Raw genomic sequence first — 12,056 nt, 5'->3', positions numbered from 1 at the left:
GCAGCACCGACAGTGGCGCGTCCGACGCGGCATGGCTCCGCCCACCGAGAGCGCGGTCTTCGACCCCTGCTTCTCGCTCTGAACTCCCGGGGGAGGCCCGGCCACGAGCCGCCTCTCCCGGGATACCACCCTCGCGCCGTCCGACGGACGGCCGCGCTCAGCAGCGGACGAACGTCCGCGATCACATCACGCATGGAAAGGCACTCTCATGGTCAACATCTCCGAGGTCACCGCAGCCCCCAGCCCCGACCTGCTGACCCCCGAAAACTGCGCTGTGCTGTTCGTGGACCACCAGCCGCAGATGTTCTTCGGTACCGGGAGCGGCGACCGGACCGCCATCATCAACTCGACGTTGGGCCTGGCCAAGTCGGCCAGGGTGTTCGGCGTTCCGGTGGTTCTGAGCACCGTTGCCGCCGAGTCCTTCTCCGGTCCGATCATGCCGCAGCTGGCCGATGTCTTCCCCGGCCAGGAGATCATCGACCGCAGCACGATGAACGCCTGGGAGGACGTCGACTTCGTCGAGGCCGTCAAGGCGACCGGCCGCAAGAAGCTCGTCATCGCCGGGCTGTGGACCGAGGTCTGCGTCGTACTGCCCGCACTGTCCGCCATCTCCCAGGGGTACGAGGTCTACGTCGTCACGGACGCGTCCGGCGGCGTCAGCCCGCAGGCGCACGAGCACGCCATCCAGCGCATGGTGCAGGGAGGCGCCATTCCCGTGACCTGGGTGCAGGTGCTCCTTGAGCTCCAGCGTGACTGGGCGCGGACGGAGACGTACGTCCCCGTGACCGAAGTGGTGAAGGAGCACGGCGGTGCCTATGGCCTTGGCCTCGTCTACGCGCAGGCCGTCATCGGCGCCCACGCAGCCGGCTGACCTCTTCACCTGAGTACCGACGACACGCCAGGAACAGGCAGGAACACGATGGACACCGGACTGTTGGTCCTCCGGCTGGTGGCGGGCCTCCTCATCGCCGGCCACGGAGTGCAAAAAGTCAGCTTCCGGCTCGGCGGCAACGGCTTGGCGGGTGGATCCGAGGAGTTCCGCCACGACGGCTTCCGTGGTGGCAGACTCACCGCGCTCGCCGCGGGCAGCAGCCAGATCGGTGCCGGCCTGTTCCTGGCGGTCGGCCTGCTCACGCCCATGGCGCCCATGGCGGCCATGGCCGCCATGGGCGTGATGACAGTGGCCGGCACCGTCAAATGGCACAGAGGGCTCTGGGTCCAGAACGACGGCTACGAGTACCCGATGGTCCTCGTCGCCATCTCAACGGTGCTGGCACTCACCGGCCCCGGCCGCCGGTCGCTCGACCACGCGCTCGGGCTGCCCTCCTGGCCCCTGTGGGTGTCCGTCATGGCCATCGTGCTCGGCCCGGCCAGCGGACTGCTCACCCGCGCTGTGCTGCAACGCCCCTCTGTCTGAGTAAGGAACAACTCCGTATGCACAAACTGCTGACTGACGCCGCCCACACGCTGGCCCCGCCCAAGGGGGACAGACACGGCCCACTGCCACCACTCATGCTGGTGCTGACGGTGGCGACCGGTCTGGTCGACGCCGTCAGCTATCTGGGCCTCGGGCACGTCTTCGTCGCCAACATGACCGGCAACGTGGTCTTCCTGGGGTTCGCTCTGGCAGGCGCCGACGGCCTGTCCGCACTCGCTTCCATCGTCTCCATGGCCGCGTTCCTGGCCGGCGCGCTGGTCGGAGGGCGGTTCACCAACCGGTGCGCGGTACACCGCGGGCGGCTGCTGGCCATCACCGCGGCACTGGAGACGGTGCTCGTCGCTGCGGCCGCCATCACGGCAGCGGCCTCGCACGGCGAGGTGAACGCGGGAGTCCGATACACCCTGATCGTGCTCCTCGGCCTCGCGATGGGTCTGCAGAACGCGGCCGCCCGGCGCCTAGGCGTCCCGGACCTGACCACGACCGTACTGACCCTGACCCTGACGGGACTGGCTGCGGACTCCACCGCGGCCGGCGGGTCGGCACCGCGGCCGGGTCGGCGGATCCTCTCCGTACTGGCCATATTCCTCGGAGCCCTGGTCGGTGCCGAGCTCCTGCTGGGCAGCAGACTCGCCCTCACCCTGGGCCTCGTGGTGGCGTTGCTCGCGGCGACGTCCCTGACCGCGTACCGCCTCTCGGTGTCGAACGCCGACTGGACGAAGCCGCAGTCCTGAACTCGACGCTCGCTCGGAGTGGCTCGGGGTGAGAGCCCTGCGCTCTCACCCGGACGCGCCGCCATCACGGATACCTCCCGTTCCCCTGAGGCCCCCGGGGCAGTGATGGTGGCTCGGGAGGTGGGGGAGCGATGGGGATCGAGTCGATCCGAATTCTGCCGGTTCGAGCTGAACGGACTGGAGCCACAGGTCCTCGTCGGAGGACAGCCGGCCCCGAAGCCCCGCCGGCCGTCGGCCAACCGCCTCCGAAACGGTCCCCATTCGTGAACAGACCCAACCGAGTCTCCGAGTTGGATTCGCAGGCTCACGGCAGACGCGTCCAGCGCGGGTCATGCGCGACTGCCGCCCTATACGCCCGTGCGGATAGTGCGGAGCCCGACCGAATCGGTGAGGGCGTAACCGCGTTGGCCTCCTCCGGACCAGCGGATGGTGCAGCCACCAGGTAACAGCCGGGCGCCGCCACCACCGATGCCGCTCAGTCGCGAAACCGTCGGACACAACCCGTAACCGCGCTGGAGTGCTGGGTCTCCCAGAGATCTTGGTCCGCGAATCAACCGTGGCCGACTTGTGTACCGCAGAGCGCGGTGTCCCGCCATTCGCGGGGAGACACACCATAAGCTGCCCGGAAAACCCGGCTGAAGTGGGTGGCACTCGTGAAGCCCCAGCGACCGGCTACCGCCGCGATGGTCCGGTTCCCCCGAGCACGAAGCGTCAGGTCGCGTCTGCATTCCTCCAGGCGGCGGTGCCGGATACATTGGCCGACCGTTCTGCCTTCGTTCTTGAAGATCTTGTGCAGGTACCGCACCGAAATATGGTGGGCTTTGGCGATCACTTGGGGAGTCAGATCTGTGTCGGCCAGATGCAGATCAATGAACTCCAGGATCCTCGGTACCAACGGCGACTGTGCGTCGGGCGTTACCGTCGCCTCGCTGATCAGTTGCTCCGTCGCGAGGGTGGCCAGCAGGTTCACGGCATACAGGGCGAGCTTCGCACCGAGCGGCGGCTGGGCCGCCGAAGCAGTGTCCGCCAGGTCGGACAGGAGGGGCGACAACAATGTGCCCAGCGAGGAGGTACGCGTGACAGGAGACCTCGCGAGCTGGTGCACGTCGGACTCCTCGAGCCTGAGCAGTTCACGCGGGACGAGGAACACCTTCGCGCGGCAGCGCTCGGGAAAGTCCAGCGCCGGCGGATGGTGTGCGTCGTAGAAGCAGAGATCTCCCGGGCTGAGGAAGATATCCGCGGCATCCTGCACGAAGGGTGCGCCACGGCCTCCTCGGACACCCACGAAGAGATAGTCGCCGCTGTCACGGGCGATGAACCGCTGGGGGCATTGCTGGGGGCCTGGACCACCGCCCAGCGCGCCCTGCTCCGGGTGCGGCCGCCTCTCCTGAAGCAACTGTGCAGGCGCCTCGTCCGTTACGACGATGTCGAGGCCCATGGGCATCCGGCACACTTGGTCCTGCCGCAGCGGCGGCTGTGGTGAACCCGTCGCGCCGCCCAGGGCCTCGGGGGTGCTGGTACTGAACAGCATCTGTTGTCGCCTCCGAACTTGTCATGTGAAGCGGCGACAGGGTCGAGCGTGGGGAATCCCCTGCGTCGCGGATTTCCGCGGTCGGCCCGAACAGATGGCCATCCACTTCGCCGGGAGCGTAGGTCGGCAGGTGTGTAAAAGAAGTGAAAAATGAGTGACGGAGCTTCGCTGCCTCGGGCTCCGAGGACGGCTGACGGCGTCGGCAGCAGCGGCGGGCGATGATCTCGTGGGCTGCTTCGGCTCGGTGGCCACACGCTCGGAGCCGAGCGCAGGGCGAGCGAGGCTTGGGCGGCCGGGGCGGCAGTTCCAGGGGCAACGGCTCGGTTCCCGAAGCGATCAGGCGCGGAGTGGGTTGCGGCTGGAGACCAGCGCCGCGCTGCCCGGCGAGACAGGCAGCACGGTGACCTGCTCGGTGTCGGCGAAGTCGTCGAGGAGTACGAGAACTCGTCGGCCGGTCGTCAGACTGCGGTACGGGCCGGCGAGCGCGTCCACAGCGCCACTGCCTGACTGCTTGAGGACCATTCGGTCCTCAAGCAGCGCGCGCAAGGCGATCAGTAAGCTACGCAGCGCTGATTCGGCCCGCGGGCGCGTCTGTCGCCAGGCACATCCACATCCCACCAGCCCAGTCCGGCATGCAGCGGCGCGGCCCGGCCGTGCGAATCGACAAACTCACCATCGCCTACATGCGGCACTGCACTTCGCCGTCATCCTCATCGTGGCCCGAAGTCGGCCAAGGGACAGAGTTGGCATCTTGCGTCGGCGGTCGACCCCGTGCCTTCGGCCCGGAGTCGGCCGCAGTGGCTGCGAGGGTGGTTCAGGTGGTGTGCAGGGCGGTGCGCAGGATGCCGGTGGCGAGTGTGATGGCGGCCTGGGCGGCGTGGGTGGGGCGCAGGGCGTTGAGCATCACGAAGTCGTGGATGATTCCCTGGAAGCGGACGGCGGTGACGGGGACGCCGGCCTGGCGGAGCTTGTTGGCGTAGGCCTCGCCCTCGTCGCGCAGGACGTCGGCCTCGCCGGTGATGACCAGCGCCGGGGGCAGCCCGGTGAGCTGCTCGCTGGTGGCGCGCAGGGGGGAGGCGGTGATCTGGGCGCGCTCGGCCTCATCGGTCGTGTACTGGTCCCAGAACCACTGCATCCCGTCGCGGCGCAGGAAGTAGCCCTCGGCGAACTGGTGGTAGGAGCTGGTGCCGAAGTTCGCGTCGGTGACCGGGTAGAACAGCACCTGTTGGACCAAGGGGACATCGCCGCGCTCCTTGGCCATCAGAGTCAAGGCGGCGGTCATGTTGCCGCCGACCGAGTCACCGGCCACCGCGAGGCGCGTGGCGTCGAGGCCCCTGGACGCGCCCTGCTCGACGATCCACTCGGCGACCGCGTAGTTCTGCTCGATGGCGACGGGGTACCGGGCCTCGGGCGAGAGATCGTACTCGGGGAAGACGACGGCCGTGTCGGCGCCGACGGCGATCTCGCGGACCAGGCGGTCGTGGGTGCGGGCGCTGCCGAACACCCAGCCGGTGCCATGGATGTAGAGGACGACCGGCAGGGTGCCCTCAGCGCCGGCGGGACGAACGATCCGCGCCCGGACGCCGCCCGTGGGGCCGCCAGTAACAGAGACCCACTCCTCGTCCACCGCCAACTCGCGGACGTCATCACCCGACTGAGCCTCCTCGATCGCCAAGCGCCCTTCGGAGGGCGACAGCTCGAACAGGAACGGCGAGTTTGCCGTCGCCCTGGCGAACAGGGCTGCCACGGCCTCAAGGACTGGAGCGACGAGACAGCCGGATACGTCAGACATCTGATGTGCTCCTTGGTTGCGTGGGGGCGGCAACTCCGGCGGTCAGCCAGCCCTGGCGGGGCGCGGGAGTGCCGCGCACACGCTAGGGCCGCACAGAGCTGGAGACATAGTCCGAGAGTGCACACATGTGGTTTCTTGGTGCACTGGGATTCCAAGCCGAATCGGCGTACGCCTGCTTTCCGCCGCTCACGCCAAGTCGTTCTGTCCACTCGTCGTAGATCCGTCCAGTTTGGCCTTGAGGCGATCTGCCTCTTCCGGTCGTTCGAGCTGTTCATGCAAGGTTGCCGACTGCTGCCACGCGGAGCGGGCGGCGGGATGATCGCCAGCGCCTTCGTATGCATCGCCCAGGCGCTCCCGGACAGTTGCTTGGTGAAAGTGTTCCCCGTAGGGAAGCGCTTTCAGAGCCCGATGGCAGCAGCTGATCGCTTGATGGAAATCGCCCAGCCCCAGGTAGGCCAATGCCATGGTGTCCCAAGCCCCGGCTTCCCTCGCGGGCTGACCGAACCTTTGCGCCAAGCCGATAGTGCGATGGGACCACTTGATTGCCTCTGCATGGTTCCCGAGACTGGCATGGATCCAGGCTATAGCACTGAGCTGGCCTGTTTCCGCAGAACGGAGGCCGGTCTGACGGAACAGGTGTATCGCCGCCTCGGCATGACTGAGTGCGTCGTAGTGGCTGCCCTGTGCCTGAAGGAGAAAGCTCATCGCTGAATGAGTGAGCGCCTGCTCGTTCCGATCACCCAGTGCTCGGGTGGCAACAAAGGCCAGGTCAAGATTCTTACGAGCCTCGTCGAACTGTTTCATTTCTGCGAGGGCTTGGGCCAGTTTGCGAAGAGTGGTTATCTGCCCGATCAGGCTGCCGTCCAGGCGTGCGGCCTCGACGGCAGTGCGCTGAGTTGCTGCCCATAGCTCCAAGCGCCCTTGACTGTACAGGAATGTTTGCAAACAGCAGGGAAGTTGCCAGGCGTGGGTGAAGAAATCGGCGTCCACGGCGTGTGGGATCACCGCTGCCAGTACGTCGCGCTCGCCGGTGAACCAAGCCAAGGCAGTGGGGCGGTCGGTGAAATGCCCCGGAACGGAGTCGGGCTGGGCCGGAGACAAGTCCAGACGGTTCTGCTGCGATCCAAGTACTCGGTCTGCGGAATAGGCGGTATGGAGATAGTGATCGAGCATCCGCAACTGCGCGGCCTGGCGTTCGGCCGGAGTGTCGTGTGTGGCGGTGAGTTCGATGCCAAATGTGCGCAGGAGATGGTGCAGCGCGTAGCGGCCTGGCATTACTTCGTTGAGGAGGTGTGCGTCGGCGAGTTCGGCGAGCATGAGGCGGGCCCTGCCGACGGGGAGGGCTGTCAGAGCGGCGGCAGCCCGTGCCTCGATGCTGGGTCCCGGGTGCAGGGACAGAAACCGGAACAATCGGGCGCCGTCGGGCGGCAGGAGCTGATAGGAGCAGGTGAAGGCCGCACGGGCATCAGTCGTGGGATCGCTGCTGGAAAGCGCGTCCAGGCTGCTCTGAGTGTCCCGCAGTTCGGCAGCGATGGCCGCCAGCGGGAAATGCTGATGCCTTTGGGCCCGAGCCGCCACGATGGCCAGGGCCAGCGGCAGGCGTCCGCACTGCGTGATGATCTCGGCAGCGGCTTGCGGGTCGGAGGCCAGCCGCTCGGCGCCGGCGCGCAGAACCAACGACGCGTGGGCATCTACGAACGAGGGCAGATCCAACGGCAGCGGAAGGACGCCCGCGGTGGTCAGCCCCGGCAGTGCGCTACGGCTGGTGATGAGCGTGAGGCAACCCGCTGACGAGGCCAGCAAGGGGCGTACCTGGCCGGTCTCCCAAGCGTTGTCCAGGACAACGAGGACCCGCCGGCCGTTCAGCAGGCTGCGGAACAAACCCGCTCGCGCGTCGATGCCCCTGGGTATGCGCTCCGCCGGGATGCCCAGCCCTTCCAGCATGTGGCGCAGCGCTTCCAGGGGCGGCATCGGATTTCTGGCAGGATCGAAGCCCCGCAGGTCCACGTAGAACTGGCCGTCCGGGAACTGATCCGCCACCTGACCGGCCCACTTCACCGCCAGAGTGGTCTTCCCGACGCCGGCCATGCCGCTGATCAGAACCGCGACAGGTGCACCCGGCCCGGCCGACACCTTGTGGGTGATCTCCCCCAGACGGCTGAGCTCCGCCCGTCTCCCCACGAAGGCACCCAGATCGGCAGGCAGCTGCGCCGGACGCACCACGACCTCCGCCACTTCCTTGCCGGCCTCTGGCGCCTCTGGTGCTTCCGAAGCATGCTCACCGGACGGTGGCCGCTGCTGACGGAGTACCTGCAGGTGGGCGTCGCTCAGCTCAGGACCCGGGGAGACACCCAGTTCCGCGAGCAGACGATGCCTGATCTCCTCGAACGCCACCAGCGCCTCTGCCTGGAACCCGGCGGCTGCCAGCGTCATGACGACTCTGGCGTGCAACGGCTCGTTCAGCGGATCCAGGGCGACGGCCCGACGCAACCAGGGCAGGACGTCGTCCGCCCGGTCGCACAGCAGTGCCGCGTCGGCAGCCAACTGTGCCGTGCGCACGAGTTCGCGCTCGATGGAGCTGAAGACGGCATGGGCCCGCACCGAAGCAGGAATCCCCATGGCCACCTCTCCCTGCCACAGGCGCAGCGCCTTGATGAAGTGGCTGACCGCCTCCTCGGTCCTGCCCGTGGCCACCGCTCGTGTGCCACGTTCGGTGAGACCTCGGAACTCCAAGAGGTCGAATTCCTCCTGCTCCACCTGCAGCACGTAGCCGCCCGCGCGACGGTTGAGCCGCCGTCCGGGCGCCCGGGGCACAAGCCCGGGCTCCAGCAGGCGCCGCAGCTCACCGACGTAGCGACGCACCATGTTCACCGCGCTGTCCGGCGGGTCCTCTCCCCAGAGCGCGTCGATGATCGTGCTCGTGCCTACGGGCCGTCCCGCTTGAGCGAGCAGCATGCTCAGCAGGGCACGCTGCTGAGGAAAACCCAGGTCAAGTTCCCTGTCCCCGTCCCAGGCGCGCAAGGGACCCAGAACCTCGAACCGCATCACCACATCCAGCTCCGTATCGCTTCGTGCTGCCACAGACCCGGGAACCGCTTAAGGCGCCGACACACGCAGCACGGCCAGGCCTGCCGCTGGCGTGGCCGTGACAGTGGGCGACCAGGGGGTCAGTAGAACGTCTCCACCTTCATAACGTCCAGTTCGTTCCGCACCTTGGTCATGTCCGGTCCGGTCCCCAGTTCGTCGAGCATGTCCAGCACGAGCTGCCGGCCGGTGATGCTCCCCCTCGGGAACCCGGCAGAGGCCCCGCGGTACCCCGCCGGCGGCTTCCCCCGGGCCCGGTGGGATTCCCCGCCTGCCGCAGCCAAAGGCCGATCGCCCGTCTCCTCCGGAGAGTGGTCGCCGAAGACGTCGATGATCTCAAGGCCGCAGTGAAGCCTGTGGGGGCCGCCCTCCGCTTCGGGCCGCAACGGCACCACATGCGGTCCGTGTTCCTGTAACACCTTCCTGCGATCGCACCCGCCCACAGCGTGCTGCCCTTGGCGGTGAGATCCATGGAGTCGGCACGACGGGCGCCCTGCGCTTCGCAGAACTTCAGGCTCAGTCGGTGTTCCGCTGGTCCGCGCCCCATTCCTCGGCCGGTCTGGCCATGTCGGATGTGCCGAGGCTCATGCGGCAGGGTTCCCCGTCAGCGGCCCTGGATGACCTGGCCGTAGGCCGCGCGGGTCGCTGCGTAGGCGTTGATGGCGTCGTGAGGTACACCTCCACGGTCGGATCCCCAGCGGCGTACCAGCAGCGGGTCTGTTCTCGCAGTTCGTCGATGATGCCGGGGGTGACGACGTATCCGCCGATGGCGGCGTACTCGGACGGCGCGTCTGCCGGCCTGGGCTTCTCCACCAGCCCGGTGATCCGCAGCGTCCCGTCCCCCATGTCCTCCTTGACGACCGGGACGCCGTCGGTGTTGAGGACCGTGGCGGTCTGTCCGGCGGTGGCGGGCAGCTGCACCTGAAGGTGACAGAGGGGTGGCGCAGGGTGATGTGGACTACGTCACTTGGATCCGGCCAAATTGATTCGCCTACCCCGCTTCTGTGAAATAACACCCAATCTTTCGAGTCAATCAAATGTTCGGGTCAGTTGACGGTGTACGTTCTAGCGGAACCTGTGAAGTATGTGTCCCACATGGGGTTGCAGGGTGACGGAACAAGGGGTGGGGCTGCGTGAAGCGGCATCGGATATGGGGCACAGCTGCCGCCGTGGTGACGGGGCTGACCGGGGTCCTGCTTTTCCAAGGGGCAACCGGCGGCGCGGATGTCGGCGTTGACACGAAGGACGAATCGAAGCCGGTCATGGCTCACGCGTCCACCGCGGGGATGCGAACTGCTGAGGACGGGACCCGTGCTTCGCTGGCACGCCGCGACGCGAAGCAGTTCAGCGTCCTGGGGGTGACGTGGACGGACCCCGGCGCCCGTGTGACGGGCACGGTGGAAATCCGTACCCGCAGTCAGAAGACGGGCAAGTGGTCGCCGTGGCTGCGGCTGGACGGCGACAGCGGACAAGGGGAGAACGGTGCTGCCCGCGGGGGCACGGAACCCGCCTGGGTGGGGCCGTCGGACGGGGTCGAGGCCCGGGTGGTCTCGAACGGGGAAACATCCGCCGTGCTGCCTGCTGGGCTACGGCTGGACATGATCGATCCGGGAGCCGGCGATGCGAATGGCATCGAGCCCGCTGCCTTCGCCGTCGATGAGACAGGCGGTCCGACCAGCGCGCCGGCGGATCCCACTGAGCCGCAGTCCAGCGCCTCCCCGAGCCCTCAGGACACCGCCGGCCAGGAGCCGTCCGCGGAGCCGTCGGTAAGCGATTCGCCCTCCGTCTCCGAACCTACCCCCACCGAGCCGGGCACACCGTCCGCGTCGACGTCCTCGTCCGCCACCGCAACTCCCACTCCGACCGACACGGGTCCCCCGGCCCCGCCCAGCACCATGCCCCGGCCGCCCATCACCTCGCGCGCCGGCTGGGGTGCTGATGAATCGATCAGCCCGGAGGAACCGGGCTATCTGCCTGGCGGCAAGATCAAGGCGGTGGTGGTCCACCACACCGCTGAGTCCAACACCTACACGTGCGCACAGGCGCCGGCAGTGGTGCGCGGCATCTACGCCTACCACGTCAAGCAACTCGGCTGGAAAGACGTCGGATACAACTTCCTCGTCGACAAGTGCGGCACCATCTACGAGGGCCGCAAGGGTGGTGTGGACCGCCCCGTCCAGGGAGCCCACGCCTACGGCTTCAATGCCGAGACCGTCGGAATCTCCGTACTCGGCACCTATACCGACACCGCGCCCGCGCAGGCCGCGCTGCTCTCCGTCGCCCGGATCGCCGCATGGAAACTGGGACAGTACGGCGTGAACCCCGCGGGCACCACCACGCTGACCGCAGGTGACGCGGGCACCAACTACTTCCGCAAGAGCTGGGCCAAGGGCGCGCAGCTCTCATTCCCGGTCATCCATGGTCACCGGGACGGATACAACACGCAGTGCCCCGGCAATGCGTTCTACAACCAGCTCGCTACCATCCGCACCTTGGCAGCCGGGCCGGTCACCGGCCTGACCGTCAAGTCCCTCACCGGCACCGGCGCCTCGGGCGGGAAGTACTACACCAAGTCGGCAATCACTGTGAACTGGTCCACCACCACCCCGGCCGTACTGGTCAAGCAGTACGCGTTGCTGGTCGACGGGAAACCGGTGGTCACCATCGCCGGCACGGCCACCTCGGCCACCACTGCACTCGGCCTCGGAACCCACACCGTGGCCGTACGCGCCACCCACCTCTCCGGCAGCACAACGACCAGCGCAGCGGCAACCGTTGTAGCAGAGACCACCGCCCCCACCTTCACCACCAAGCCCACCCTGAGCCTCCGAAGCGGCACCGTGAACACCGCCGCCGTTCCCGTGAAGCTGAGCTGGAAGGCCACCGACAGCGCAGCCCTCAAAGAAGTGCGGCTGACTTCCCCGCTGGCCAAGACCTACGGACCGACCACGACCAGCGCCTCACACACGGCGAAGTCCGCCACCGCCACGGCATGGAAGCTGACGGCCCACGACTACGCCGGGAACACCACCTCAGCCGCCGGCTCCGCCACCCCGGTGATCCTTCAGGAGAGCGCGGCCACCAAGTCCGGTACATGGACGATCAAGTCGTCGAGCAGCTACTTGGGCGGGAAATCCTACGGCAGCTCCTCCAAGAACGCCTCGCTGACCTGGACGTTCACCGGCCGGTCAGCCGCCTGGGTCGTCTCGCGCGCCTCGACGTCCGGACAGGCGTACATCTACGTCGACGGCGCCAAGGCAGCGACCGTCGATCTCAAGTCGGCCACCACCAAGTACCGCGACGCACTGTGGACCAAGACATGGACCAGCAGTGCGAAGCACACCATCAAGATCACCGTGGTCGGTACTTCCGGCCGCCCGGCCATCACGACCGACGGCCTCGTCTATCTCAAGTAGGCCCAGTACTCCGCTGCGCAGGTGAGGGCCCCGCGGCCGACGCCGGAAGGCGCAGGCTGGG

9 protein-coding genes and 1 pseudogene are annotated in these 12,056 nt (G+C 67.6%); 4 read left to right on the top strand and 6 right to left on the bottom strand.

The window, feature by feature from the left end; translation table 11 throughout:
• Positions 1-208 precede the first annotated feature (208 nt).
• From ACIBCU_RS24240 to ACIBCU_RS24230, 3 genes are read left to right on the top strand one after another with little or no spacing between them, the layout of a single operon-like run.
• Positions 209-871, top strand: coding sequence for a hydrolase (locus tag ACIBCU_RS24240; RefSeq protein WP_362938900.1), 663 nt, complete (start codon positions 209-211; stop codon positions 869-871).
• A gap of 48 nt (positions 872-919) precedes the next feature.
• Positions 920-1,417: a DoxX family protein gene (locus ACIBCU_RS24235; protein WP_399233843.1), complete on the top strand. Its 498-nt coding sequence runs from the start codon at positions 920-922 to the stop codon at positions 1,415-1,417.
• A gap of 17 nt (positions 1,418-1,434) precedes the next feature.
• A complete protein-coding gene (locus ACIBCU_RS24230) occupies positions 1,435-2,172 on the top strand; it encodes a YoaK family protein (protein WP_362938905.1) in 738 nt (245 codons plus the stop codon).
• Positions 2,173-2,722: 550 nt separating this feature from the next.
• Here ACIBCU_RS24230 and ACIBCU_RS24225 read toward each other — a convergent pair.
• From ACIBCU_RS24225 to ACIBCU_RS24200, 6 genes and pseudogenes are all read right to left on the bottom strand, one after another.
• The gene (locus ACIBCU_RS24225) at positions 2,723-3,703 is read right to left on the bottom strand and encodes a helix-turn-helix domain-containing protein (protein ID WP_399233839.1); all 981 of its coding nucleotides are present in this window, start codon (positions 3,701-3,703) and stop codon (positions 2,723-2,725) included.
• A gap of 336 nt (positions 3,704-4,039) precedes the next feature.
• Positions 4,040-4,249: a hypothetical protein gene (locus ACIBCU_RS24220; RefSeq protein WP_399233837.1), complete on the bottom strand. Its 210-nt coding sequence runs from the start codon at positions 4,247-4,249 to the stop codon at positions 4,040-4,042.
• A gap of 268 nt (positions 4,250-4,517) precedes the next feature.
• A complete protein-coding gene (locus ACIBCU_RS24215) occupies positions 4,518-5,495 on the bottom strand; it encodes an alpha/beta hydrolase (protein WP_362938909.1) in 978 nt (325 codons plus the stop codon).
• A 186-nt stretch (positions 5,496-5,681) separates the two neighbouring features.
• The gene (locus tag ACIBCU_RS24210; protein WP_399233834.1) at positions 5,682-8,576 is read right to left on the bottom strand and encodes an AfsR/SARP family transcriptional regulator; all 2,895 of its coding nucleotides are present in this window, start codon (positions 8,574-8,576) and stop codon (positions 5,682-5,684) included.
• 86 nt (positions 8,577-8,662) lie between these two features.
• The gene (locus tag ACIBCU_RS24205; RefSeq protein ID WP_399233832.1) at positions 8,663-8,974 is read right to left on the bottom strand and encodes a hypothetical protein; all 312 of its coding nucleotides are present in this window, start codon (positions 8,972-8,974) and stop codon (positions 8,663-8,665) included.
• A 212-nt stretch (positions 8,975-9,186) separates the two neighbouring features.
• A pseudogene (locus tag ACIBCU_RS24200) lies at positions 9,187-9,449 on the bottom strand (sugar phosphate nucleotidyltransferase); the annotation flags it as partial.
• 416 nt (positions 9,450-9,865) lie between these two features.
• Between ACIBCU_RS24200 and ACIBCU_RS24195 the strand changes: the two are divergent.
• Positions 9,866-11,995, top strand: coding sequence for an N-acetylmuramoyl-L-alanine amidase (locus tag ACIBCU_RS24195; RefSeq protein WP_362938918.1), 2,130 nt, complete (start codon positions 9,866-9,868; stop codon positions 11,993-11,995).
• The last annotated feature ends 61 nt before the right edge of the window (positions 11,996-12,056 follow it).

This window comes from Streptomyces sp. NPDC051064, from assembly GCF_044455985.1.
Taxonomy (GTDB): domain Bacteria; phylum Actinomycetota; class Actinomycetes; order Streptomycetales; family Streptomycetaceae; genus Streptomyces.
The sequence above is the reverse complement of the archived record's forward strand: the minus strand, read 5'-3'. Positions and strand labels throughout refer to the sequence as shown.

Excerpts from the sequence above, each read along its gene's own strand:
- ACIBCU_RS24240 (WP_362938900.1), top strand. The coding sequence starts at position 209 with ATGGTCAACATCTCCGAGGTCACCGCAGCCCCCAGCCCCGACCTGCTG.
- ACIBCU_RS24235 (WP_399233843.1), top strand. The coding sequence starts at position 920 with ATGGACACCGGACTGTTGGTCCTCCGGCTGGTGGCGGGCCTCCTCATC.
- ACIBCU_RS24230 (WP_362938905.1), top strand. The coding sequence starts at position 1,435 with ATGCACAAACTGCTGACTGACGCCGCCCACACGCTGGCCCCGCCCAAG.
- ACIBCU_RS24225 (WP_399233839.1), bottom strand. The coding sequence starts at position 3,703 with ATGCTGTTCAGTACCAGCACCCCCGAGGCCCTGGGCGGCGCGACGGGT.
- ACIBCU_RS24215 (WP_362938909.1), bottom strand. The coding sequence starts at position 5,495 with ATGTCTGACGTATCCGGCTGTCTCGTCGCTCCAGTCCTTGAGGCCGTG.
- ACIBCU_RS24195 (WP_362938918.1), top strand. The coding sequence starts at position 9,866 with ATGCGAACTGCTGAGGACGGGACCCGTGCTTCGCTGGCACGCCGCGAC.